At 72.7% G+C, this 24603-nt stretch carries 24 protein-coding genes; 6 read left to right on the top strand and 18 right to left on the bottom strand.

Features of this window, described 5'->3' with window-relative positions; translation table 11 throughout:
- Complete coding sequence (uxaC, locus tag ACIBEF_RS10015; RefSeq protein ID WP_396792762.1) at positions 1 to 1431, bottom strand: glucuronate isomerase; 1431 nt, start codon at positions 1429 to 1431, stop codon at positions 1 to 3.
- Between the two features lie 25 nt (positions 1432 to 1456).
- Complete coding sequence (locus tag ACIBEF_RS10010; protein ID WP_396792760.1) at positions 1457 to 2785, bottom strand: Gfo/Idh/MocA family protein; 1329 nt, start codon at positions 2783 to 2785, stop codon at positions 1457 to 1459.
- A gap of 237 nt (positions 2786 to 3022) precedes the next feature.
- Between ACIBEF_RS10010 and ACIBEF_RS10005 the strand changes: the two genes are divergently transcribed.
- Genes ACIBEF_RS10005 through ACIBEF_RS09980 form a run of 6 tightly spaced genes read left to right on the top strand, consistent with a single transcriptional unit; the run spans position 3023 to position 8888 of the window.
- Positions 3023 to 4153: a LacI family DNA-binding transcriptional regulator gene (locus ACIBEF_RS10005; protein WP_238688794.1), complete on the top strand. Its 1131-nt coding sequence runs from the start codon at positions 3023 to 3025 to the stop codon at positions 4151 to 4153.
- Between the two features lie 19 nt (positions 4154 to 4172).
- Positions 4173 to 5519 carry an ABC transporter substrate-binding protein gene (locus tag ACIBEF_RS10000; RefSeq protein WP_396792758.1) on the top strand — a complete coding sequence of 449 codons (1347 nt, stop codon included), beginning with the start codon at positions 4173 to 4175 and terminating at the stop codon, positions 5517 to 5519.
- A gap of 31 nt (positions 5520 to 5550) precedes the next feature.
- Positions 5551 to 6534 (top strand): carbohydrate ABC transporter permease, encoded by a 984-nt coding sequence (locus ACIBEF_RS09995; protein ID WP_396792755.1) that lies wholly within the window; start codon positions 5551 to 5553, stop codon positions 6532 to 6534.
- Positions 6534 to 7421, top strand: a complete 888-nt coding sequence (locus tag ACIBEF_RS09990; RefSeq protein ID WP_396792753.1) for a carbohydrate ABC transporter permease — start codon at positions 6534 to 6536, stop codon at positions 7419 to 7421. Before ACIBEF_RS09995 ends, ACIBEF_RS09990 begins: the two co-directional genes overlap by 1 nt.
- 4 nt (positions 7422 to 7425) lie before the next feature.
- Positions 7426 to 8046, top strand: a complete 621-nt coding sequence (locus tag ACIBEF_RS09985) for a hypothetical protein (protein ID WP_396792751.1) — start codon at positions 7426 to 7428, stop codon at positions 8044 to 8046.
- Positions 8043 to 8888 carry a PmoA family protein gene (locus tag ACIBEF_RS09980; protein ID WP_396792748.1) on the top strand — a complete coding sequence of 282 codons (846 nt, stop codon included), beginning with the start codon at positions 8043 to 8045 and terminating at the stop codon, positions 8886 to 8888. The genes ACIBEF_RS09985 and ACIBEF_RS09980 overlap by 4 nt, the downstream gene beginning before the upstream one ends.
- A 7-nt stretch (positions 8889 to 8895) precedes the next feature.
- Here ACIBEF_RS09980 and ACIBEF_RS09975 read toward each other — a convergent pair whose 3' ends face one another.
- Genes ACIBEF_RS09975 through ACIBEF_RS09900 form a run of 16 tightly spaced genes read right to left on the bottom strand, consistent with a single transcriptional unit; the run spans position 8896 to position 24574 of the window.
- Positions 8896 to 11109 (bottom strand): hypothetical protein, encoded by a 2214-nt coding sequence (locus ACIBEF_RS09975; protein WP_396792746.1) that lies wholly within the window; start codon positions 11107 to 11109, stop codon positions 8896 to 8898.
- Between the two features lie 50 nt (positions 11110 to 11159).
- On the bottom strand, positions 11160 to 11915 hold the full coding sequence (locus tag ACIBEF_RS09970) for a hypothetical protein (RefSeq protein WP_396792744.1): 756 nt from the start codon (positions 11913 to 11915) through the stop codon (positions 11160 to 11162).
- A 30-nt stretch (positions 11916 to 11945) separates the two neighbouring features.
- Positions 11946 to 12407, bottom strand: coding sequence for a hypothetical protein (locus tag ACIBEF_RS09965; protein ID WP_396792743.1), 462 nt, complete (start codon positions 12405 to 12407; stop codon positions 11946 to 11948).
- A complete protein-coding gene (locus tag ACIBEF_RS09960; RefSeq protein ID WP_396792741.1) occupies positions 12404 to 13333 on the bottom strand; it encodes a hypothetical protein in 930 nt (309 codons plus the stop codon). Before ACIBEF_RS09960 ends, ACIBEF_RS09965 begins: the two co-directional genes overlap by 4 nt.
- A complete protein-coding gene (locus tag ACIBEF_RS09955) occupies positions 13330 to 13845 on the bottom strand; it encodes a phage tail protein (RefSeq protein ID WP_328654054.1) in 516 nt (171 codons plus the stop codon). Before ACIBEF_RS09955 ends, ACIBEF_RS09960 begins: the two co-directional genes overlap by 4 nt.
- A complete protein-coding gene (locus tag ACIBEF_RS09950; RefSeq protein WP_396792739.1) occupies positions 13826 to 16498 on the bottom strand; it encodes a putative baseplate assembly protein in 2673 nt (890 codons plus the stop codon). The genes ACIBEF_RS09955 and ACIBEF_RS09950 overlap by 20 nt, the downstream gene beginning before the upstream one ends.
- Positions 16495 to 16929 (bottom strand): GPW/gp25 family protein, encoded by a 435-nt coding sequence (locus tag ACIBEF_RS09945; protein ID WP_357199255.1) that lies wholly within the window; start codon positions 16927 to 16929, stop codon positions 16495 to 16497. The genes ACIBEF_RS09950 and ACIBEF_RS09945 overlap by 4 nt, the downstream gene beginning before the upstream one ends.
- Positions 16926 to 17264, bottom strand: a complete 339-nt coding sequence (locus ACIBEF_RS09940) for a hypothetical protein (RefSeq protein ID WP_396792737.1) — start codon at positions 17262 to 17264, stop codon at positions 16926 to 16928. Before ACIBEF_RS09940 ends, ACIBEF_RS09945 begins: the two co-directional genes overlap by 4 nt.
- Positions 17264 to 18856, bottom strand: coding sequence for a contractile injection system protein, VgrG/Pvc8 family (locus ACIBEF_RS09935; RefSeq protein ID WP_396792735.1), 1593 nt, complete (start codon positions 18854 to 18856; stop codon positions 17264 to 17266). Before ACIBEF_RS09935 ends, ACIBEF_RS09940 begins: the two co-directional genes overlap by 1 nt.
- A complete protein-coding gene (locus ACIBEF_RS09930) occupies positions 18853 to 19722 on the bottom strand; it encodes a hypothetical protein (protein WP_396792733.1) in 870 nt (289 codons plus the stop codon). The genes ACIBEF_RS09935 and ACIBEF_RS09930 overlap by 4 nt, the downstream gene beginning before the upstream one ends.
- Positions 19722 to 21191, bottom strand: coding sequence for a hypothetical protein (locus tag ACIBEF_RS09925; protein WP_396792731.1), 1470 nt, complete (start codon positions 21189 to 21191; stop codon positions 19722 to 19724). Before ACIBEF_RS09925 ends, ACIBEF_RS09930 begins: the two co-directional genes overlap by 1 nt.
- Positions 21166 to 21648 carry a phage tail protein gene (locus ACIBEF_RS09920; protein WP_030327509.1) on the bottom strand — a complete coding sequence of 161 codons (483 nt, stop codon included), beginning with the start codon at positions 21646 to 21648 and terminating at the stop codon, positions 21166 to 21168. The genes ACIBEF_RS09925 and ACIBEF_RS09920 overlap by 26 nt, the downstream gene beginning before the upstream one ends.
- A 1-nt stretch (position 21649) precedes the next feature.
- Positions 21650 to 22900: a phage tail sheath family protein gene (locus tag ACIBEF_RS09915; RefSeq protein ID WP_387349405.1), complete on the bottom strand. Its 1251-nt coding sequence runs from the start codon at positions 22898 to 22900 to the stop codon at positions 21650 to 21652.
- 23 nt (positions 22901 to 22923) lie between these two features.
- Entirely contained in the window at positions 22924 to 23622 is a 699-nt protein-coding gene (locus tag ACIBEF_RS09910) for a carboxypeptidase regulatory-like domain-containing protein (RefSeq protein ID WP_396792729.1), read from the bottom strand.
- Positions 23619 to 24227, bottom strand: coding sequence for a glycine zipper family protein (locus tag ACIBEF_RS09905; RefSeq protein ID WP_396792727.1), 609 nt, complete (start codon positions 24225 to 24227; stop codon positions 23619 to 23621). The genes ACIBEF_RS09910 and ACIBEF_RS09905 overlap by 4 nt, the downstream gene beginning before the upstream one ends.
- 11 nt (positions 24228 to 24238) lie before the next feature.
- Positions 24239 to 24574, bottom strand: coding sequence for a hypothetical protein (locus ACIBEF_RS09900; RefSeq protein WP_355007395.1), 336 nt, complete (start codon positions 24572 to 24574; stop codon positions 24239 to 24241).
- Positions 24575 to 24603: the final 29 nt, after the last annotated feature.

Here is a 24603-nt window from a genome sequence, read left to right as displayed (position 1 = left end):
TTACTCGCCTTTCCCGAAGTTGAAGACCCGCTTGGGCAGCCGGTACGCCAGGTCGACGATGGTCTCGGCGGCCTCGTCCATCGGCAGTCGGTGCTCGGCGACGAGCCGGGCCAGGAAGCCGGCGTCCACCCGGCGGGCCACGTCGTGGCGTACCGGAATGGAACAGAACGCCCGGGTGTCGTCGACGAACCCGGTGGTGTTGTAGAAGCCGGCGCTCTCGGTCACCGCCTCCCGGAACCGGCGCAGCACCTCCGGGGAGTCCAGGAACCACCAGGGCGCGCCGAGCAGCAGCGCGGCGTACCCGCCCGCGAGGGGCGCCAGCTCGCGGGTGAAGGTGTCCTCGTCGAGGGTGTAGAGCACCAGCCGCAGCCGGGGGTCGTTGCCGTAGCGTTCCAGCAGCGGGGCGAGCGCGTGCACGTACTCGGTGGCCTGCGGGATGTCGCCGCCGACGTCGCGACCGTGCCGGGCGTGCAACCACCGGTTGTGGTTGCGCACCGCGCCCGGGTGTAGCTGCATGACCAGGCCGTCGTCGAGCGACATCCGGGCGAACTCCACGAGCATGTGCGCCCGGAACGCCTCCGCGTCGGCGGCGTCGGCCTCGCCGCGTAGGCCCCGGTCGTAGAGCCGCTCGGCCTCGGCCGGGTTCAGATCCAGGGTGCGCGCGGTGGGGTGGCCGTGGTCGGAGGAGGTGGCGCCGGCGGCGATGAACGCGGCGCGTCGGGCCCGCAACGCCGCCAGATAGCCGGCGTAGGTGCCGGTGTCCTCGCCGGCCCTGTCGCCGAGACGGTCCACGTTGGTCGACCAGCCCTCGAACTCCATGTCCACCACGTCGTCCGGGCGGAACGTGGTGACCACCCGGCCGCCCGGCCCGCCCCACCCGTCGGCGGCGAGTTTGGCGTGCTGCGCGAGGTCGTCCAGCGGCGACTCGGTGGTCGCGAGGACCTCGATGTTGAACCGCTCGAACAGCGCCCGGGGCCGGAATTCCGGCTCGGCGAGCCGGGCCGCGATCTCGTCGTAGATGGCGTCGGCGGTGCCCGGGCGAAGCGGGGTGTGCACCCCGAAGACGGTGCGGAAGGTCTGCTCCAGCCACAGTCGCGACGGGGTGCCCCGGAACAGGTGCCAGTGCGCGGCGAAGCGTCGCCAGATCACCCGACCGTCGGTCTCCACCGGGCTGCCGTCGCGGGTGGGCACCCCCAGATCCGCCGGGGGTACGCCCTGACTGAGCAGCATCCGGGTCAGGTAGTGGTCGGGCACGATGAGCAACTGCGCCGGGTCCGGGAAGGGTCGGTCCTCGGCGAGCAGGGCCGGGTCGACGTGCCCGTGCGGCGAGACGATGGGTTGCTCCGCCGCCAGGGCGTACAGCTCCCGGGCCAGCGCGCGCTGACCCGGCTCGGGCGGCAGGAGCAGGTCGGTGTGGTCGAACGTGGGCACGGAGTGGGGCTCCTCGTCTCCTGTGTCAGCGGGGGGTGAGCAGGTCGGCGACGCGGACGGGTTGGCCGGTCTCGAAGGACCGGTTGGCGGCCAGACCGGTGAGCAGGGCCAACGCGCCGTCGTCGGCGGTCGCGGCGCGGCCCAACGGGTCGGGTTGACCGCCGAGGAGCACCCCGGTCATCCGGGCATCCGCGCCGCCGTGCCCGTGCCGGCTGCGACCCTCCACCGGGATCTGCCGGGGCGGGGCCCAGAACGGGCGCAGGGTAAGCGTCGCACCACCGCCCTCGGCCGGCGCCTCGGCACCGTGCAGGGCGGCGCCCTTGACCGCGCCGGCGGTGCCCCGGTCGACGTAGTCGTTCTCGGCCACGTTCAGCTCCAGACGGCCCCGGCTGCCGTTGACCATCACCCGGTAGCCCTCCCAGGGCGCGTACGCGGTGAGGTGGTAGGTCATGGTGGCGCCGGTGGAGTAGCGGGCCAGCACCGCCATGTCGTCCTCGATGCTCACGCCGGGCGCGAAGACGTTGCGGTCGCGCTGGTAGCCGTCCTCGGCCTCGGCGTCGAGGTACAGCTCGCGCAGGCGGGGATGCGCGTCCAGCCGCAGGGCGAACGGGTCGTCGGCGGCGGCGGGGGAGCCGTGCGCCCGGTCGTAGTCGCGGGCGTACCCGTGCCGGCGACCGTCCTCGCCGTAGAAGAAGAGTCGACCGGCCGCGTACACCTCGACGGGCGTGGCGGCCAGCCACCAGTTGACCAGGTCGAAGTGGTGGCTGGCCTTGTGCACCATCAGCCCGCCGGAGCTGGCCTTGTCGCGGTGCCAACGGCGGAAGTAGTCGGCCCCGTGGCGGACGTCGAGCAGCCACTCGAAGTGCACCGAGCCGATCTCGCCGACCGCGCCCTCGGCGAGCAGCCGGCGAACCTGTTCGTGCAGCGGGTTGTAGCGGTAGTTGAAGGCGACTGTCACCCGCCCGCCGGTCTCGGTGACCGTGTCCAGGATCCGCCGGCAGCGGGCCGCGTCCACTGTCATCGGCTTCTCGGTGACGACCTCCCGGCCGGCGCGCAGCGCTGCCACCACGTGCTCGTCGTGGGTGACGTCCACGCTGGTGACCAGGACGACGTCGACGCGTTCGGAGTCCAGCATGGTCGCGAAGTCACCGGCGGGGTACGTGGGCACCGGGCGGTGACCCAGCTCGCCCAGCCAGCGGTTGTGCGCGTCCATCCGGGCCTGGTTCACGTCGGCGAAGGCGACCAGCTCGGTGGTGTCGGCGTGGTCGAGCACCAGCGCCCGGACGAACATCTCGGCTCGCGCGCCGGTGCCCACGACGGCGTACCGGACCCGTCCGGCGGCTCTCGGTGACATGCGGTCGCCTCCCGTGGGTGCTGCAAAGGTTTGCAGTGAAGTAATCACGATCGATGCGTTCACGTCAACGACGACGGCATGATCGGCGTCATTTGTCGGCGTTTGGGAGGTTGCAGGTGACCAAGGGGAGTGTGGGTGCAACGAAGCCGTAATCATTGACCGTTGACACTGGCGCAACCGTTTGCATTAATGGGCCACACCTGCGTGACCGCCACCACATCGGACGAAGGGGCCGCCGTGCCAGTCACCATCCGGGACGTCGCCCGGGCGTCCGGTGTGCACATCTCCACCGTGTCCCGCACCTTCTCCGCCCCACACCTGGTCAACCCGGAGACCCGGGTCCGGGTGCTGGCCTGCGCGGAGGACCTGGGCTATCGGCCCAACCGCGCCGCCCGGGCCCTGATCACCGGGCGGACGCACAACATCGGGCTGATCATCGCGGACATCGCGAACCCGTTCTTCCCGCCGCTGATCAAGGCGGCGGAGAGTCAGGCCCGGCACCGCGACTACCACGTCTTCGTGGCCGACACCAACGAGGACCCGACCGCCGAGGAAGAGCTGGTCCACGCGCTGGCCAAGCAGGTGGACGGCGTGCTGCTGTGCAGCCCTCGGATGAGCAACAGCCTGATCGAGCAGCTCAGCCGCGAGGTGCCACTGGTCGTGGTGAACCGCCAGGTGACCGGTCTGCCCTGCGTGCTGATGGACGTTGGGCAGGGCGCCCGGTCGGCGATCGAGCACCTGGTCGGCCTGGGGCACCGCAGCATCGCGCTGCTCGGTGGACCGCGCAGCTCGTGGACCAACCGGGAGATGCGCCGTGCCGCCGGCGCGGCCGCCCGAGCCGGTGGCGCGGAGCTGACCATGCTCGGCCCCAACGCGCCCACCGAGGTCGGCGGCTCCGCCGTCGCCGAGCAGGTGCGACGCAGCGGCGTGTCGGCAGTGCTCGCCTACAACGACCTGATGGCGATCGGCCTGATCGAGGGGCTGGACGCGCTCGGGGTCCGGGTGCCGCAGGAGGTGAGCGTCGTCGGGGTCGACGACATCACCCTGAGCCGGCTGACCCGCCCCAAACTGACGACGGTGGCCACACCCACCGGGGCCGCCGGCCGGACGGCCGTCGACATGCTGCTGCAACAGGACATCGAGTCACCGCGCGGTGCGCGGGGGTCCGGTGCCGGCACGGCGCTCGGCGTCCGTCGTACCACCGCACAGGTAATGCTCCAGACCGACCTGGTCATCCGCGACTCGACCGGCCCGGGCCCGTACGCCCGACCGGCACGTCCCCTGGCCGCACCACGTGGCCCGGGCCCGCATTGCCCTGCGGACCCGGGCATCCCGACTGCTGCCACCGGTGACGCCGTCGCCTCCTAATGCCGAGGAGTGAGCGCACATGCACCCCGCAACGCCCCCCACCACTGACGCGTCCGTCGGGCGCGCCCACCGTACCCCGCTGCCCCGGCGGCACCTGCTGCGTGGCCTGCTCGCCGTGACGGTCGCCGCACCGCTGATGTTCGGCGCTGCCGCCTGCGGAGACGACGGCGGATCCGCCGATCCGAACGCGCCGGTCAAGCTTTCCGTCTTCTGGTGGGGCGGCGACGCCCGGGCCAAGCTGACCGAGGACGCGCTGGCGCTCTACACCAAGAAGCACCCGAACGTGACCTTCGAGAAGACCTGGCAGGCCAACCAGGGCTACTTCGACAAGCTGGCCACCCTCACCGCCGGCGGCAATCCGCCGGACCTGTTCCAGATCGACGACAACTACCTCGCCGAGTACGCGGCCCGCAACACCACGCTCGACCTGACCTCCTACCAGGAGTCCGGGAAGCTGGACACCTCCAAGTTCCCCGAGAGTCTGTGGCAGTACGGCGTGGTCGACGGCAAGCTCGCCGGCCTGGCCGCCGGGGAGAACACCCAGGGTCTGGTCTACAACAAGACGCTGCTGACCACGCACAACCTGCCCGAGCCGACCACCGGGATGAGCTGGGAGCAGCACATCGCCTGGGCCGAGCAGGTCACCGCGAAGACAAAGGTGCCCGGCACCCAGGACCCGAGCGCCGACTACAAGGCGTTCTGGGTCTGGCTGCGCCAACAGGGCAAGGACCTCTACAAGGGCAAGGAGCTGGGCTTCACGGCCGAGGACGTGACCAAGTGGTTCGACCTGTGGAAGGGCGCCCGGGACCGCAAGGCCACCCCGAGCGCCGACGTCATCCACGAGGGCAACTCCAGCGACGTCACCAAGCAGTTGGTGGTCACCGGCAAGTCGGCGACCTCCTGGGTCTGGGCCAACCAGATGCCGGACCTGAAGAAGAACACCAAGGACGAGCTGGGCGTGATCGCCTACCCCGGTGACCCGAGCGCGCAGTGGGCCCGTGCCTCGATGTACTGGTCGGTGTTCAAGGGCAGCAAGAACAAGGACGTCGCCGTCGACGTGATCAACTTCCTGAACAACGACCTGGAGGCGGTCAAGCTGCTCGGCACCGACCGTGGCCTGCCGTCCAACCTGGACCTGCGTCGCGTGGTCAGCGACGACACCACCGACCCGGCCATGAAGCAGTCCATCGCCGTCGAGGCCGAGCTGACCCAGAAGTTCGGCAAGTCGCCGCAGGTGCCGATCAAGGGACACAGCAAGGTGAAGTCCGAGCTGATCAAGGCCGCCGAGAACGCACAGTACGGCCGGGCCACCCCCGCCGAGGCCGCCACCCAGTTCATCGAGGCGTGCAAGTCCGCCATCGCCTGACCGCCTCGCGAGGCGAGGAGAGGAGCTGTTCGTGGCGTTGACCACGGCGCCCGACCCGACCCGACGCGGCCCCGGATCCGTGCGGGCCCACGCGCAGAGGCGTGGGCCCGGACGGATCCGGCACAGCGAAGGTCTGGCGGGGTACGTCTTCCTGTCGCCGTGGCTCATCGGCCTGATGGGTGTCACGGCGATCCCGATGCTGCTGTCGCTCTACCTGAGCTTCACCGACTACGACATCCTCACCCCCTTCTCCGAGGTGCAGTGGGTGGGGTTGGCCAACTACGAACGGATGTTCACCGCCGACCCGTCGTACTGGCACGCGGTGCGGGTCACGCTGACCTTCGCGTTGATCGCCGTACCGCTGAAGCTGGCCGCGGCGCTCGGCGTGGCGCTGCTGCTCAACCGCGCTTGGCGCGGCGTCGGGTTGTTCCGCGGGCTGTTCTACCTGCCGTCCCTGCTCGGCGGCAGCGTCGCGCTGGCCATCGTCTGGGTCAACATGTTCAACCGCGACGGCGCGTTCAACTCGCTGCTGAGTCTCTTCGGCATCACCGGCAAACCGTGGGTCAACGACCCCGACTGGGCCCTCGAAACACTGATGGTGCTGGCCATCTGGCAGTTCGGCGCACCGATGGTGATCTTCCTGGCCGGGCTCAAGCAGGTGCCCACCGAGCTGTACGAGGCCGCGTCCGTCGACGGGGCCGGCCGGTTCCGCCAGTTCCGCAACGTCACCCTGCCGATGCTGTCCCCGGTCATCTTCTTCAACCTGGTGCAGGAGACCATCAACGGCTTCCAGGGCTTCACCGCCGCGTTCGTCCTCAGCAACGGCACCGGCGGGCCGGTCGACTCCACCCTGATGTACACGCTGAACCTCTACATCACCGGCTTCACCGACCTCAACATGGGCTACGCCTCGGCGATGGCCTGGGTGTTCCTGCTCGCCATCGCGGTCATCACTGCGATCTTCTTCAGCACCGGACGGTTCTGGGTGCACTACTCCGACGGGGAGGACCGGTGATGGTGGCGGTGACCCCGACGACCGCAGCGCCGCCGAACGCGCGCCGACGCCCCGGCGGCCGGCCCGTGCTGCGACTGCTGATCCTGGTGGCGATCGTCGCCGTGGTGCTCTACCCGCTGATCTGGATGGTGGGCACCTCGCTGAAGTCCCAGGAGGAGATCGTCAACAACGTCGGGCTGCTGCCCGAACGGTTCACCCCGGGCAACTACACCGCCGGGTGGTCCAACTTCGACGTCAGTTTCGGCCGGTTCTTCCTCAACAGCGCCATGGTCAGCCTGCTCACCGTCATCGGCAACGGGCTCTCCTGCCTGCTGGCCGCGTACGCCTTCGCCCGGCTGCGGTTCCGGCTGCGCGGCATGTGGTTCGCCGTCATGATCGGCACGCTGCTGCTGCCCCAGCACGTGTTGATCGTGCCGCAGTACATCCTGTTCCGCACGCTCGGGCTGGTCGGCGGTGACTGGCCGTACCTGCCGCTGCTCATTCCGCAGTTCCTGGCCACCGAGGCGTTCTTCGTCTTCCTCATGGTGCAGTTCATGCGGGGCGTACCCCGGGAGCTGGACGAGGCGGCCCGCATCGACGGTGCCGGCCCGTTCGGCATCTTCCGGCACATCATCCTGCCGCTGAGCCGCCCGGCGCTGGTCACCACGGCGATCTTCTCGTTCATCTGGACCTGGAACGACTTCTTCCGCCAACTGGTCTTCCTGTCCCAACTGGAGGACTACACCGTCCCGGTCGCGCTGACCCTGTTCATCGACTCGACCAGCCAGAGCGCGGTCGGCCCGATGTTCGCCATGTCGGTGCTGTCGCTGCTGCCGGTCTTCCTGTTCTTCGTCGCGTTCCAGCGGATGCTCGTCGAGGGGATCAACACCAGTGGCATCAAGGGCTGAACCCGTGGACACCGGCGGGCGGCGGGACTGGCGCGACGTCGCCCGCGACGCCGCGGACCTGGCCCTGCTGGGCATCCTGCTGACCCTCGCGGCGGTCCCCCTGCTCACCGCCGCCGCGGCGGTGGGCACGGCCAGCGCGGCGGTGCACGACTGGACGCGGACCGGCAGTTGGCCCTCGGCACGCACGACAGTGCGCCGGTTCGGCCGCGCGGTGCTGGCCGGTGTGCCGGTCAGCCTGCTCGCGCTCGCCGCCACGGCGCTGCTCGCCGCCGACCTGGCGGCGCTGGCCACCGGCCGGGTGCCGGGCGGCCCGGCTGCGCTGCTGGTGACGGCGCTGGTCGCGGCCGGCCTGGCCGGGTACGCCGGGCTGGTCGTCGTCGAGGTGGGCGGCAACGGGGGCGTGCGGTGGCGGGCCTCGGCCCGCTCCGCCGCGCGCGCCTGCCTCGACGCGCCCACCCGCTGGGCGGCGCTCACCGGGGTCGTCACACTCGCCGGGCTGCTCACCGTCCTGGTCACCCCGGTCGCGGTGCCGATCCTCGCCGGCTACACGGTGGCCGCCCTGCACGCCGTCGCCCATCGCCGGCCGGTCCCCGTCGCCGTCGCCGGTCCTGGGCAGCTGCCGTGAGCGGGGAGCCGGTGCGGCTGACGGTCGGGGCCACGGAGGTGGCCGAGTACGTGCTCGACCCGGCGCTGGACGCCCAACACGGTCCCCGGCCGTACCTGCACCCGGTGCGTACGCTCGGCGGAACGGTGGTCACCGACGCGCTCCCCGCCGACCACGTGTGGCACCTCGGCGCGTCCCTCGCGGTCCAGGACGTCGACGGCAGCAACCTCTGGGGCGGGCGCACCTACGTCCGCGACGTCGGCTACACCTGGCGCGACGACCACGGCGTCATCGCGCACACCGGTGAGGTCGAACGGTCCCCGGGCCGGTACGCGCACGATCTCCAGTGGCGCGACCGGACCGGCGGGGTGCTGCTGACCGAGCGGAGGTGGCTCGCCGCCTCGGTGGTCACACCGGACGCCTGGCTCCTCGACGTGGAGTCCGTCCTCGTCGCCCCGGACGACCGGGAGATCCGGCTGGGCAGTCCGGCCACCAACGGCCGCCCGGGTGGGGCCGGCTACGGCGGGTTCTTCTGGCGGGCCGCCGCCGACGGCGAACCGGCGGTGTTCACCGCCGACGCGGTCGGGGAGGAGGCGGTCAACGGCAGCGCGGCGTCGTGGCTCGCGTTGACCGGCGTCCGGTCGGGCGGCGGGGCGTACACCCTGGTCTTCTCGGGGCTCGGCCGCGACGACAGGTGGTTCGTGCGGACCGGGATGTATCCGGGGGTCTGTGTGGCGTTCGCGTTCGACCGTCCGGCGGTGGTGCCGGCCGGTGGGAGCCGGCACGGCCGGTACCGGGTGTGGGTGGCCGACGGGACCCTGGACCGGGACGCGGTGGCAGGCCTGGTCACGCTGACACCGTGAACGCGGATCAGCCGGACCGGTCGGTCAGCTCCCGGATCGCGACCTGGTACGCGGCCTGGGTGTGGTACGGCCAGTGTCCTTCGATCGGCGGCGGCACGGTGTCCGCCGGGTCGATGGTCAGGCTGCGGGGATCACGCAGACGGATGTCGACGTCCGGCGGTGTTCCGGGCGAGCCCGGAGGGAAGATCGGCCCGCCGATCGGGTCGGTGTCCCGCCACAGGTTGCGCCACCGCCACCCGATCCGCCCACCCAGGTCGTGCAGCGTCCGTGGTCCGAAGTACGCGGGGTAGAGCCGCGCGTAGGTGCGCCGCAGCGGTGACCCGTAGGTCAACAGCGACACCCGGGTCAGCACGGCCGGCGGCAGGTGCAGGATGGTGGCGGCGGCGAGGACCGAGCCGTGGCTGTGCCCGGAGATGACCACCGGGCCCCGCGCGGTGAGCCCGGTGACCCGTTTCGCCAGCTCCGGGACGGCGCGGGCGGCGTAGCAGGGCGGCGCGAACGGGTGGACCGTCCGGGGCCAGAAGGTGCCGAGGTCCCACAGCACCGCCACCACCCGCCGGGTCTGCGCCGACCGGTACGCGCGGAACCCGAGGATCAGCAGGAAGATCACCAACAGGCTGATCACCCAGACACCGGCGTCGGTGACGTAGGCGAGCACGACGGCCGCGCCGCCGTCCCCGCCCAGCCGGTCCGCGAGCTGGGTGGGACCGATCCCGATCACGTCGAAGGCGACGGTGGCCAGCCCGAGCGACGCGATCAACAGGAACGCGAGCAGCACCGGGCCGAGCTCCTCGGTGACCCGGGACCGGGCGATGGTCTCCCGGACCACGCGCAGCCGGTGCGCGTCCGCCGCCGGCACGCCAGGGTAGTCCCGTTCGATGATCCGTGCCGCCAGCCGCCGTCGCCGTCGCCGACTCAGCAGGAGGGTCACCCAGGTCACCGCCGCCCCGATCAGCAGCGCGGCGAGCCCGGCGAGCGCGGCCCACCAGTAGGCCACCGGCGGTTCCAGCGGACCGACGATCGGCGGATTGGGCCGGATCGGGTCGGGGATGTCGCCGTGGTCGAGGGCGTCCGCGACGCGGTAGACCAGCGTCGCGGTGAAGGCGGCGCCGACGCTCACCGCCGCCGCCGCCATGATCGGGGTGCCCAGCCCGCGCAGGACGGGGCGCTCGCCGCCCTCGGCGACACGCTGGCGGGTGTACGTGACGACGGTGAGCACGACGAGCAGGACACCCTGCGCGGCGACCACCCCGGCGGCGGCGCCCTCGTACCCGGGCAGCTTGCCCGAGCCGGACGGTGTCGCGTCCGCCAGCGTGGCCGAGCCGAGGCACAACACGGTCGCCACCACTGTGGTCGCCCACAGGGTTCGCAGGATCCGTCGGGCCCGCACCGGGCTGGTCGGCACGGGCAGGGCGAGGAGCACCACGCTCGCCCCGAGCAGGCCGACGGCGATCACGAACAGCACGACGTGACCGGTCGCCCCGATCCCGCCCGGTGCGACGCCGGCCAGCAGTGCGACGTTCAGCGTCCCGACGCCGAGCACCACATGGACCTGCCGTAGCCAGCCGGTGACGTGCGCGTCCTGCCAGAAACCGGCGTCGGTGAGGCTCTGGTCCCGGTCGTCGGACCGGGGTTGCGCCGCCAACGGGCCGAACCCCTCGAAGGCCCGCGCAGACCGGGTGCCGATGGCCCAGACGACCCACAGCGCCAGCAGGGGAACGAGCGACAGCAGGGCCAGCCGGGGCCCGGCCGGGACGGCGTGCAGCCAGGCCAGGTAGGGGCGGCTGGCCCGGCACCCGGGGTACGGCACGCACTGCCAGCCGACCAGGTCGAGTGTGACGCCCACCGCCGCCAGCACGAACGTGGCCGTGAGGGTGCCGGCGAGCACCCGGCACAGCAGGCCGAGCAGCCCCCACCTGTCGTGCCCCGCCGGCCGGAGCCAGATCGCCAGGTTGCTCAACATGAAGGGCAGCAGCAGCAACATCGAGGCCGTCCGTACCGCCGCGCCGGCGGTCAGCGAACCCCAGCGGTACGCCTCGACGGCAACCCCGTCGGTGGCCCCGCCGGCGGTGCCGCTGCCCGGCCGGGGCCGGAAGAAGCCCGCATGCGTGTTCCCGGCGACCCGGGTCACGATCGGGTGGTCGAGGATCCGCTCGGCGGTGACGCCGGAGATGCCGTGCACGCGCAGCTCCACGGCGTCGCGCCCCGGCGTCTCGTCCACGCCGTCAGGGTCACAGACAATCCACCCAGGCGCTGCCGATACCGCAAAGGTCAACGGCTCGGAAGGGCGGCCGTTACCCGGATGGCCTTGACGATCGCCGGAATGGAGCCGATCAACAGCACCAGGCCCCAGATGATCGCGATGATCGCGAAGACCAGCGCCGCCACGTCGTCGACGATGCTGACCAGGATCACCGGCACCAGGTTGTGCAGGAACTCCAGCACGACAGTGCACAGCAGGGTGGTGAGGATCAGTAGGACGAGGCCCTTGTTCTGCAGGAAACGCGGTTGGGCCAGCACCAGCATCCCGGCCCAGACCAGCTTGAGCAGCAGCACCAGCCCGAGCAGCACCGCCGCGTCACCGACCGGGAAGAAGCCCCACAGCGCCAGGTAGGCCAGGGTGCCGAACGGGACGGCCAGGAACAGCGACACCATGATCATCAGCTCGACGAACGCGACGACCAGCGCGACCAAGCCGACGATGATCAGGATGATCGAGAAGATCAGGCTGGCGACGCCCTGCACCCGACCCTGGACGCGCTCGGGCAGCAGCAGCCCCAGGCAGAACAGCCCGGTGCTCCAGACCGCCACCGCGTCGATCAGCGCCAGATAGCCGGTGCCCCGACCGGACGGTTCACTGACCCCGGACACGTCGTCGATCTCCACGTCCAGCGAGCCGGCGCTGTCGGCGAGGGCCGCGCCGGCGTCGGCGCCGCCGAGCAGCAGCCCAGCGCCGAGCTCCACCCCGATCGCCAGGACGATGGCGAGCATGGCCATCAGCAGGAACGGCTTGCGCAGGTCACCCACGGCGGCACCTTCCTCTCGGTCCCTGTCGATTCAGGACGTGGCCACGACGACAGTGCAGCCGCCCAGGCCGGGGCAGGTCAGGCCCACCTCGGTGGCCTGGTCGACGGCGATCTTCGCCACCGCGCCGGTGCCGTCCGCCGCCGGCTCGACCTCGTCGCGGATGGTCAGGTCGGCGTCGCCGGGCGCCGGGGCGACGACCGTGAACCGTGCCGCGCTGCGCAGCACGAGGGTGCGCAGCCCGCCGGGATCCGCCACCCGCACCACGCAACTGCCGGAGAACTCCAGCCGGCCCGTCTCGTCGGCGCAGTCGGCGCTGACCGTCAGCGGATCCACGGCGGACCGCTCGCCGCCCAGCGCGCCCAACCGGTCGACGAACCCGTGCCGGGCCCCCGGATCACCCCGGTCGTCGCGGCCCGCCCCGACCGCTACCACGAACAGCGCCACCAGCAGGACGGCGAACAGCCCCAGCAGCGCCTTCTGCCGTCCACTCATCGCGCCACGGCCTGCGCCACGATCTCGGTGAACCGGATCTCGTCGACGCCCGCGAAGTAACGGTTCGTGCCCTGCGTCTTGCCGACCACCAGGAGTGTGACCTGGTGCGGGCCCTTGGTGAGTTGGACTGTGCCGACGTCCAGGAACTCCGTCTTCCGCACCGTCGGGGTGAAGCCGAGGAACGTCCCGCCGACCTGGCGGCCGTCGATGACGAAGACGGTGTTGGCGTAGTCGAGGGAGGTGGTGCGTACGGTGGCGAAACGCCAGGTGCCGTCGGCCGGGATCTGCACCGTCACGGTGACCTTGTCGCCGACGGCCAACCCCTGGAAGAACAACTGCTTGTCGCCGGACCAGGTCACCCCGCAGCAGTTGGGTTGCGCCTCCACCTTCGCGGCGCTCTTCTTCGGAGACTCCACCAGCGCACCCTCCACGAGGCTCTCCGCCTCGACGGTGACCACCCGCGGCTCGCCGGGGGTCGGCTCGCCGTCGCGGGTCAGCAACACCACCCCCACGGCGACCACCACCAGCACCAACGCCGCCGCGGCGGCGATCCACAACCACGGGGTACGCCGTGGCGGCGCGACCGCCCGCACCTCGTAGGTGACCCGGCCGCTGGAGCGGGAACTCTCCTCCGGCGCGGTGTTGGCCGAGTACGCGAACCCGGTCATGTCGTAGCGCCGGGGCGCGGTGCCGGCCGGCACGGCGAGCTTGACCAGGAACGACACCGAGCCCTGCCCGGGTACCACGCGTTGGGGTTCGGCGACGGTGAACCAGGCCCGCTGCGAGCCGTCACCGGGTGCCACGTCGAACACCACGGTGTCCGGCGCGTTACCCGGGTTGGAGACGGTGAAGGTCAGCTCGCCGCTGTTGCGCGGGTCGAGGGTGAACTGCTCGGCGGCGGCGACGACCGCCCACTCGGTGGTCATGACGACTCCTCTTCCAGGACGATCTCGACAGTGGCCGAGGCAGGTTTCTCCGCCTCGACGATGCGGGTGATCACGGCGAGCTGACCGGCGGCGGCGACCGGCACCCGCACCACGACGTGGAAGGCCCGCTCGGGAGGCTCGTCGATGGCGAAGCCCGACATCCCGGTGGCCAACTCCAGGGCCCGGCGCATCCCGTACGGGGTGCCGCGCCAGCGGGCCAGCAGGGCGGCGTTGGCCACCAGGTCGCGCAGCCGACCCACCGGCAGCGGCAGCGGGGTGTCCGGCCGGGGCGAGGCCACCACGTGATCCATCGCCACCCAGCGGGTCAACCGCACGACCAGCCCGTCCGGCGCCCGGTACGGGTCGAAGAGCGCGTCCACCTCGGCGAGGATCGCCTCGTCCGGGGCGTGCAGCCCCTCCATCACGTCGAGCAGCGCCCAGAGCACGCTGCCGGGCACGCAGGCCCGCTGGTAGGCGGCGGGCAGCAGCCGTTCAATCGCCGAACGTCGCATCCTGGCGCACCACCTCGATGTCGTGCTCGCCGGAGCAGAGCAGCCAGGTATCCGGGACGGTCACCACGTCGGCGGTGGCCTGGTTGGCGCTGGGCGTCCAGGTGACGGCGTCGGCGCTGCGGTGCACGCCGCGTTCGCCGCTGGCCAGGATCAGCCGCTCCGCCGCGCCGGTGCCGCCAGCCGCCGCACCCCCGGCGGTCGGGCCGCTCACCGCGATGGCGTCGACCGGCACGAACCGGGTCCGGTCCCGCAACGGCAACCCGCAGTTGACCGACACCGCCTGCCACTGCGGCTGGGCGGCCAGGGTGTCCAGCCGCAGCACCCCACCGCTCTGCGTGGCCGCCACCGCCTGCTGACCGACGAACGCGAGGTCCCGGCAGGTGCCGCCGATCCACCCGCTCTGCATCGACTGCCACTTCACATCCGACTCGAACAGCCGGGTGCGGTGGCAGCCCTGGCCGGGTTTCTTCGGATCCGGCTCACCCGCGCCACTCCAGAGCAGGGTGGCCGGCCCGTCGTACTGCACGGCGAGGACCCGGTTGTCCACGTTGGCCAGGCCGACGTGGGTGAAACTGCCGGGTCGGCCGCCGGTTGTCGACAGGTACACCCCGAAGCTGGCCTGCGCCGCCACCGCCACCCCCGGCGCACCACGCTCGGAGACGAACGTGCGGACCGCGTAGAAGCCCCGGTCGGCGTCCGACGGGTCGACGAGGATCTGCAACGGCACCGCCCCGGGCAGCAGCGACACCTCGTACAGGCCGGTGTCGGTGGCCACCAGCAGCGCGCCCGCGCCGTCGCGGTCCAGCCAGGCCACGTCGGAGATCCGCGAGTCCAGGTCGGTGAGCAGCGACCACGTCTCGCCCAGGTCGGTGCTCAGGTGCACCCGGGAGCCACCCGAGGCGCGCAGCGTCACCACGGCCACCGAGCCGGGACGCGCGACGATGCCCGGCCGTACCGGCGCGGGCGCGGGCGCCACCCGCAGCACCGTCTCGTCGTCGAATCGACCGGCCGGTTCCCAACCCGCTCCGCCGTTGCTGGAGCGGAACAGCACCGGGCCGCGCCCGGCGTACCAGGTGCGCGGCTGGTACTGGTCCACGGCGAGGGCGCGGACGTCGGCGTCGGGGGCCTCGTCGACCACGAACCGCACCGACTCGACGTAGCGCACCCCCGGCTCGGCGTGTTCCAGCAGCCGGTACACGTTGGACGCCCGCAGCGGCTCGCCGAACGGCCAGCCGGTCGGGTTGAGCGCGGTGGGCAGCGGACTCAGCGTCTGGTGCAGCCGGTCGTGGATGCGGCGACGGACCGCGTCCACGTCCTCCTCCCGGCGGACCACCACCCGGGCCCGCACGGACACCGCCTTGAACCGTGCCCAGGTGGCCCGGGAGCGGATCCCGACCATCCGGCGTTCCTCCAGGTCCGCCTCGACCCGGTGGCGCGCCTCGGGCACCTCGTGCTCGCGTAGCACCGCCACCGGCAGCCGCCCGCCCGGTCGGGCCGCCTCCGGCACGTACGGCACCAGCACCACCTCGACCTCGCCCGGCCGGGCGAAGCTGTACACCGCCGCGCGGGTGAACGCCCGTGCCCGCGCCACCGCGCCGGAGCTGGTCGCGAGGACCTCGAAGTCGCGGGCGGTGACCGCCCGTTGCTGGGCGAAGAACTCGTACGGGCCGCGCAGGAGCACCGACTCCAGCGCCTCCATCTCCCGGCCGCCGGCCGCCGGCGTGGGGTTGTCCACGCGTACCCCGGGTAGTGGGTCGCGCAGGCTGGTCAGCGTGCCCGCCGCCACGTTGCCGGTCGGCCCGCCGCCGGCGCGGTACCAGAGCCGGATCTGCCGTCCGGCCGGCGGCACCGCCGCGACGGTCACCGGCGGCGCGGTGCTCGTCGGCGTGGCCGCGTCGGCGGTGGCCTCGCCGTGCGGGGTCGTCCCGGCGGGGGGTCGCAGGTCGAGGGCCGGGGCGAAGACGACAGTGCCGGAGCACCGGTCGACCAGGTACGCCTTGGCCTGCGGACCGAGCCCGGCGAAGCTGTCCACCGGCTGCCAGATCTCGAACGTGCGGCCGTCGTGCTCGCGGGCCGCCGCGCCCAGCTCGACGGTGCCGGCCGCCACCTCCACCCCGAGCAGCAGGTCCAGCGCCTCGGCGGTGCGGGTCAGCGGCGCGCGGGTCGCGCGCAGCACCTGCCCCGGCTGGCCGGTGCCCACCCCGAGCAGCTCCGCCTCGACCGGTTCGCAGTGGTGCATCCGTACCGTCACCGACGTCTCGTCGGCGGGCAGCAGCGTCGGCTCGGTGGTGACGAACACGACCGGCCGGGGGTCCGCGCCCCGGGCCGCGGCGACCCGCAGCCCGGCCGGGATCCGGACCGCGCCGCGGTCGGTGCCGGTACGGGTGAACCGGACGTCCGCCCAGGCCGCTGTCGGCGCGTGCCGGGTGACCCCGAGCAGGTTCAGAAACGAGACGTACGCCTTCTCCGGCAGCTGGTTCAGCCGGTAGATCATCACCTCGGTGAGGTGTGCGAACGTCTCCACCAGCGCCATGCCGGGGTCGTGCGCCGACAGGTCGGTCCACGCCGGGCAGGACTGCCGGATCCGTTCCCGGGCCTCGGTGACCAGGTCGAGGAAACCGCGATCGTCCAGGTGCGGCACGGGCAGCGTCATGACGCTCCTCCCTCAGCGGGCTCGTCGACGGGGAGCAGATCCACGGAGAAGACCAGTTGCCCGGGTGTCAGGCTGGCCCGCACCCGGTAGTCCAACCGGATCACCAGGCGCCACGCGTCGTCCGGGTCCGGCCCGGCGTCCACGTCGATCACCTCGACCCGGGGCTCCCACCGGGCGATGGCCTGCCGGACGTAGTGAATGGCCAGACCGGCGGTGGTGTCGTCGTTGGGCGCGAAGACCAACCGGTGCAGTCGGGAGCCGTACCCGGGTCGCATCAGCCGCTCGCCCGGCGTGGTCGACAGGAGCAGGAACAGCGCCTGCCGTACGCTCTCGTCGCCATCGGTCATCGCCAGGCCGCCGGCCGCGGTGAGCGCCAACCCGCCGGTGCGGCCGGCGTCGAAGCCGGCGCCGACGAAGCGGAACGCCCTCATCGGTCCGCCCCCAGGAACTGCTGGCGGGCGTCGCGCACCGTGTGCTTGACCAGCCCCGGCGGTGTGCCGTTGGTGAACCCCTCCAGGTGCGACAGCACCACCCGGTGCCCGTCGACGCGAACCCAGTCGCTGTAACCGACGCGCACGGTGAGTGTCGTGGTGCACGGCTTGATCGTCGGGCCGTAGTTCGGGCAGGCGACTATCTTGCGTCCCTCCGGGTCGTCGTCGACGAGCACGGGCACACCGGTGACGGTCACCCACTCCCGCGAGGGTCGGTTCTCGACCCGGCCGTCGTGATCGCAGGTGATCACGGAGTCCCGGTGGATCCAGCGCATCAGCCGCCTCCTTCGTGGTGGGCGCGGGCAAGCGTTCGGGCCTGCTCTGCCGCGGTGGTCGGGTCCTCGGTCGAGGCGGCGTGCAGGAAGTCCACGCTGCGGGCGCGCACCACGATGGCCCGGCCGGGTGCGGAGATCACCAGGTCGGACGCCGCGTGCAGGGTCGCCAGGTCGGGAGTCAGCTCCAGGAAGCTGCCGCCCTCGGTGCCCAGCCGCAGGCTGCGCCGCACGTCGTCGACGACGATCGACTGCCCGCCGGAGGTGCGCATCGTCCAGCGGCGGGCCTTTCCGTCGTCGATGCCCGCGTCGTACGGCTCGACCGCGCCGAACAGCGAGCCGAGCACGATGCCCGAGGCCGGCTCGCCGCCGGGCAGCACCACGAGCACCGTGTCGCCGGGATCGGGGAGCGCCACCAGGCCCTTGCCCGGCCCGGCCCCGGGGCAGAGCACGGCCAGCCAGCCGGCGTCCAGGTCCCCGTACGCCGGCAGGGTCAACCGGACCCGGCCCAGCCCGTCCGGGTCGGCGACGTCCGTGACGCTGCCGAGCGTGACCGCCGCACCGCCGGTCGGGGTCGCCGGGGTGGCCGGCGGCACAGTGGAGAACCGGGTCAGGTGCCCGTTGCCGTCCACCGTGTGCACCACCTCGGTCAGCACGTACGTCCCGGCGACCGGGTCGGGCACCCCGCCGAGGTCGACGCGGCGGCCCGGCCGTAGCGCCGGGTCGCCCTCGGCCACCCCCTCGGCCGTTGCCAGCGCCGCAGCGCGGCTGTCGAGGCGGGCCTGGGCCAGCGCCGCCAACTCGTCGTCACTGCGGCCGGGCTGGTCCACCGCGGTGCGAACGCCGTCGGCGCCCACGTCGGCCGGGTCCGGCCGGCCGTCGGCGGGTCGGCCGCAGCGCGCCTCGTCGACCTGCTGGCTGATCACCTCGGCCCGCTGCGGGTGCCAGCCCAGGGCCGCACTGGCACCGCTGGCCTGGTCGGTGTTCTCAGAAACCCGCAGGTTGTGCACCCCCGCGCCGAGCGTCAACGTCACCGGCTCCCCGTAGCCGGCGAGGGTGACCAGCCGGACACCGTCACCGTCGGCGGCCAGGTGCAGCCCGGCCCGGCCGGCCACCTCGCGCAGCAGCTCCAGGTCGCTGTGCCGGTGCTGGAGCAGCCGCTCCAACCGAGGGCCGTCGACCTCGGCGGTCACCGCCAGCCCCACCGCGCCGCACAACTCCCGGGCCAGCTCGACGGCGGTCACCGAGGTGAAGACCCGCAACCCCTGCCGCTTGCGCAGCCGGTGCAGCAGGTCGTACGCCCGCAACCGCAGCACCGCCGCCCCGTCGGCGGCGAACTCCACCTCCACGCAGGTGACCTCACCGGTGAACAGGGCGTCCTCGTGGTCGGCGAGCCGGACGTCGAGCGCCGTGCCGGGGCGTACCGGCGGGTCGAACGCGCCGGTCCCGGCGGTGGTGGCGAGCACCAGCTCGGCCTGGGTGGGCTGGTTGAGCCGGGCCGCCACCCGCACCGAACGGACCCGCTGACGAGCCGCGCCAACCAGCTCGACGCCGTCCAGCAGGACGACCAACGCCCGGGGCGCGAGGCTGGTCACGGCGTACCCCCAAGACTGCCGGACGCGCTCGGGGCGGCGGCCGGGCCGGTCGGCGCGTTCCACGGCGCGTCGGCGATCGAGGCGCCCAGGTACGACGCTCCCGCGCCCACCACACCCGCCACCGCCCGCGCCAACCCGCTCACCGGAGCGGTGCCGGCGCTCGGTGGCACGGCGAGAGTGGTGCCGGCCGGCACGGCCAGGGGATCGGTGATCCGGTTGTGTTCGGCCAGCAGCCGCCAGCGCAGCGGCGAGCCCAGCGCGTCGTTGGCCAGCAGATCGAAACGCACACCGGAACGACCCGGCTCGGCCGCGCCGTCACCGGCGGCGATCACCGCGCTGCCCGGCGCGGCGGTCGGGGTGCTCGCGGCGGCCAACTCCTCGGCGAAGCCGGCCTCGGCCTGATCTGCCGTCTCGGCGGCGCGGACCAGCTTCAGCCGCAGCCAGGACCGCCGCGGCGACCCGGTGCCGGTGAACGCGTCGAACCGTTCCGCCACCGCGACGATCACACCTGGCACGTTCCAGGTCTTGCCCCAGACCAACCGGACCAACGGCGGTCGCAACCAGCCATGCTCGGCGGTGGAATTCTCCGCCAACATCCACAGCGGACGGGTGAGCACCCGAACGTCGGCCGGACGCAGTTGCGCCTCCACGAAGTCGACGTCGAAGAGCAGGTCGAGCACCAGCTCGGTACGGCCGCCACCGGTGAAGACCAGCGGGTCGTCGGCCAGCCCGGCCCCGGTGAGCTGCCCGCCGCCGGCACCCCGCTGCCGTACGCCGGCGAGCCGGGTCACCTGCACGGTCTCCGGGTTGAGCAGGCAGTCCACCCGAACGCCGGAGGAGTCGATGAGGAAGGCGACGCGTTCCATCAGTCACCCGCCTGTTCCCGGGCCAGTCGGGTCAGCTGGGCGGTGTCCAGCGCCGCCCCGGCGAGCGACCACAGTGCGGAGTCGTCGGGCAGTGCCGGCCACGGGTCGACGCTCCGGGTCGCCGCGCCGGGCGGCGGCCCGTCGATGCCCGTCGGTCGTCCGCCGCCGGCCGCGTCCGTCCCTGCGTCGCGCCGTGCGGCCGGGTGCCCGGGTGGCGCCGGTTCACCGGGCAGGGCCAGCCACGATCCACTGTCCGCCAGGCGATCCAGGTCACCGCGCGTAGAGGCCCACGGGTTCCCGGCGCTCGTCGCCGTCCACCCGGTCCAGGATGCGTCGACCCCGCCCCGGATCGGCCCGTTCCCGTTGCTAGCCGCTGCGTCCCCTCGAGACGTCCAGGCCGCGTTCTGCGCCTCACCACGCGGGTGCCCGCTCCGGTTCTCCCGGGGCCAGGGCTGACCGTCCGGGTGGCCTCCGAACCCGTCGCGGTCATCCGGGAGCCGGTCGGTGGTGGGTCGTGCGGGGAACGCGCCGGTGGAACGCCGGTGGTCGACCTCGCCGGACCGCCGTGCGTCCCGGAGTGGGTGTGCGGTGCTTCGGGTGGCCTCGGCCCGGTGCGGGCGGTCGCTCGGCGAACCGTGCGGCCCGAAGACCATGGAACGGACCGGCTGTCGGGGTCCGTCCGCCCGGGGCAGCCCGCTCGCGTCGAGGGCCGTGCTGTCGACGGTCGCGGCATCGTGGGCCGCGGCGTCGTGGGCCGCGGCGTCGTGGGCAGTGGTGTCGACCCGGGCCGTCCGTCGTACCGGAGGCACCGCCGCGCCCGGTTCCGCCGGCCAGGTCGATCCGGCTGGCGGGGTCGACGCGTCCGGCCAGGTGGATCCGGTCGCCGGGGTGGTCAGGCCCGAGTTGGACGAGGGTGTTCCGTCGCCGGCCGGGCCGGCAGCACCGGTCCGCGGACCGTCGGGCTGGTCACCGGCTCGCGACGGACGGCCCGCCCTGCCGGTGCGGCCCTTGGCACGCGACCTGGTCGGCCCCTTGTCCCCGCGCGCACCGGGACCACCCACGCCCCCCTCGTTGCCGAGCCCACCGAGCCCACCGAGCCTGCCGGACCCGCCGAGCCCGCTGAGGCCGCCGGACCCGCCGGACCTGGCGTTCGCGACCGGGTCCGCACCGTCGGCGTCGACCCGACCGGTCGGGTCGCCCTGCCCGCCGTCCCGGACCCCGGCCCCGGCGTTGCCGGCCGGGGACGGTTCGAGGTCCAGGTCGTGCAGCAGCCCGGGCGCGTGGGCGGCGACCAGGTCCAGCCAGTGCCGCGGCGGTTCCCCGAAACGGCGTGGGGCCGCCTCGGGCGTCTGCGACGGCGGCGGAAGGTGGCCGGCGGGCTCGACCCGCCCGGCGAGGCGCTGCACCGCTCCGGCCGCCGAGCGCAGTCGACCGGCCAGCCAGCTACGCGGGCGTCGGCGCGGTGGCACCGCCGGTCTCCAGCTCCAGGCCCTCGTAGCGCAGGGTCAGCGAGGCGATGGCGATCTCGTGGCTGAGGGTGTTGAGGTGTGCCCCGCGCCACCGGGTCGGCCAGGCGTCGATCAGGTTCCAGCGCAGCACCTCGGCCGTCCCGACCGAGTCGAGCAGCACCACGGAGACGTTGCGCCGGTTGAGGGTGCCCTGCGCGGTGGCGTTCACCCAGTCCCACAACTCGCGGGAGGCGGTCAGGCCGAAATGCAGCGTCACCGGCTCGTACTCGGCCTGGCCGGGCACCATCCGCATCCGACCCAGGCCGTGCTCCCGGTACGGCTGCCCGGGGATGTTCACCTCCAACCCGGTCATCTCGGTGAAGTGGCCGTTGGTGACGCCGTTGATGAGCAGTCGGAAGTTGTACGCCCGGTACGGGTCGACCGGGGCCCCGGGTTGCGGGGTGGCGGTGGTGGGCATGTCAGCCTCCGATCGTCTCGGTCTCGGTGCCGCCGGCCCACTGGCTCAGCTTGAACACCACGAACTCGGCGGGCTTGACGACCGCGATGCCGATGTGGGCGATCACCATGCCCGCGTCGCGGACGTCCGGCGGGTTGGTCTCCTCGTCGCACTTGACGAAGAACGCCTCCTCCGGGCTGCGCCCCAGCAGCGCGCCGTCGCGCCACACCCGGGTGAGGAACGCCCCGATGTCGCGCCGGATCGAACGCCAGAGGGTGAAGTCGTTGGGCTCGAACACCATCCACCGGGTGCCGTTGGCGATGGCCTGCTCGATGGCGATGCTGAGGCGTCGGACGTTGAGGTAGCGCCACTCGCTGGCCTCGGCGGCGAGCGTACGGGCGCCCCAGACGCGGATGCCCTCACCGGCGAAGTAGCGGATCACGTTGACACCCTTGGGGTTGAGCACGTCGTGTTCCGGTCGGGTGACCAGGTAGCCCAGGTCGACGGCGCCGCGCACCGGCTCGTTGGCCGGTGCCTTGTGCACCCCGCGCAGGGCGTCGGTGCGGGCCCAGATGCCGGCCAGGTGCCCGCTCGGCGGGGTGAGCTCCAACTCGCCGCTGATCGGGTCGCGCACCCGCAACCAGGGGTAGTAGAACGCGCCGAACTCGGACTGGCGCGGCCGGTAGGCGGCCCCCTCGTGGCCGCCGGAGCCGCCCGGCTGGGCCGCGCCGCCGCCGGGACCGCCGCCCGTACCCTCGGCGGGCTTGGGGGGTTTGCCGGAGGACGGCGTGGCCACCCGGGTCAACGCGGAGATGTCGTCGATGTCCGGTGCCGGGTCGCAGATCGCGACCATGGTGCGGGTGCGCTCGGCCATGCTGAGCAGGGCCTCGTGCGACACCACGTCGTGGAAGCCGGGCGCGGCGATGATCGAGATCTCGTCGACGGCCTCCAGCAGTTGCAGACCCCCGCGCCGCTGCCCGGAGCCGGTGATCGCGCCGCCCTCGCCGACGTTGACCACCCAGCAGCGGGCGCCCCCGTTGTCCAGGAAGCCGAAGACCGCCCGGGCCAACGGGGTGCTCTCCACCCGCTCGCCACCGGCGAAGAGCCGCAGGAACTCCGTCCAGTTGTTGACCGGCACCGCCTTGCCCAGGTGGGCGGAGCGGTCCGGGGCGACGCCGACGAAAGCGGCGATGCTGGTGCTCGCCGGCCCGATCGGTCGGGCGCCGCTGGGGACCTCCTCGACATAGATGCCGGGGGAGAAGTAACTGGGCATCAGTCCTCCTGTGCCTGTGGGTGTCAGTGGGTCGGTGGCGCGCAGACGATGACGATGTCGTCCTCGGCCGGGTCGACGTCGGCGGTGAGGACGAGCCCGCGTCCGCTCAGCCGCAGCCGGACCGGGCTCGGGTGCTCGGGGTCGTGCGGGACACCGACGATCAGGAAACGGCCCTCGGTGTCGGTGCGGGTGGCGGAGCCGGTGGCGGGCAGCTCGACCCGCATCGCGGCCAGTGGCTGCTCCTGGGGGCCGACGACCCGCCCACTGAGGCTGCGCACGTCGAGTTGCCGCAACCGCAGCGGTTGCAGCACCGGCGGCGCGGCCGGAGTCGGGTGGTCCACCTGCGCCGCCACGTCGATCAGCAGCGCCGGTCGGGGCGCGGTGCCGAACGCCGTCCACAGTGGCGGATCCCCGGCCTCCAGTACGACCGGGTAACTGCCGTCGCTGGTCGCGGCGGTGAGCACCCGGTCCAGCCGGGGCAACCCGGCCGGACCGGTGACGCAGAGCAGGTGGCGGACCGTGAACCGGAATGGTTCGCGGACCGCGCCGCTGGAGCGGGTCTGCCGGGCCGGGCGCAGTTCGAGGGGCCAGAGGGTGAGCCCGTCGGCGTCGTCGCACGCGCGGGGCGGGCCGATCGGGACCGGTTCCCCCGCCGCGCTGGTCACCCAGGCGACCAGCGCGGCGGTGGCGCTCTCGATCGGTCCGCGCCCGTGGGTGGTCATCGCGGCGGCGTCCCCTGGATCCGGTACGCGATGGCCTCGTTCCACACGTGCGGGTAGACGCCGATCTCGAAGTACCGGGTGAAGCGGTTGATCGGCGCGTTGGTGTGGTCGTGGTAGAGCAGCCACACCGGCGCGATGGTGAACAGGACGTAGTTGGCCAGGACAAGGGGGATGTAGAGCGGCCCGAGCAGGCGACCCTGGAAGATGTGCACGTCCTCGTGCCGCTGGATGCCGGAGCTGGAGCCGGCGCAGACGGTGCCGATGGTGGTGGCGTAGCGGGGCGAGACTCCCTCAACGACGCTGACCCGGCCGCTGTTCAGTGATGTGGGCCGGTCCAGTGAGTGCCCGAAGATCAGGTGCACCGTCAGGTAGATCGCGCCGACGACGGTGTTGAGCAGACTCCAGGTGTGGTCGACGACGAAGAGGAAGATGCCGCGGGCGTCCGAGCCGTACACCCCGGCGGAGGCCACCGACCAGCCGAAGACCGCGCCGACCACCAGGCCCACGACGGCGCCGATCAGCAGCCCGATGGGGCCACCGGCGAGGAAGCCGAGCAGGGCGCCGAAGCCGACGTGAGCGGCTGCGCTGACAATTCCGAAGACCATGACGGCACCCCTCAGACCCAGGAACGGAAGACTCGAGGCTCACGACCGCTCGCGACCTGGGTCGGCGTCGCCTGTCGGTTGCCGGGCGGGAACTGGTTGACGCCGAGCGCGGCGGAGAAGATGACCAGCGCGTTGAAGAACGCGATGACCCACTTCTCGCCGCCGGCCTCGTCGGCGAACGCCGCTGTCACGTAGGACAGCAGCAACGCGATGGCGATGGCGATCCACTTGCGGAGCTTGTCGCCGCTCGGGCCGATCAGCCCGCCGATGACGTTGGTGGCCAGCAGGGTGGCGGCGCTCGCGCCGGCGATGGTCCCCAGGGCTGCCCAGGTGAAGAGATCGTTCACGACGATCCCCCTTCTGCGATGGTGCGACC

The sequence above is a fragment of the Micromonospora sp. NPDC050795 genome, from assembly GCF_044456785.1.
Taxonomy (GTDB): domain Bacteria; phylum Actinomycetota; class Actinomycetes; order Mycobacteriales; family Micromonosporaceae; genus Micromonospora.
The sequence above is the reverse complement of the archived record's forward strand: the minus strand, read 5'-3'. Positions and strand labels throughout refer to the sequence as shown.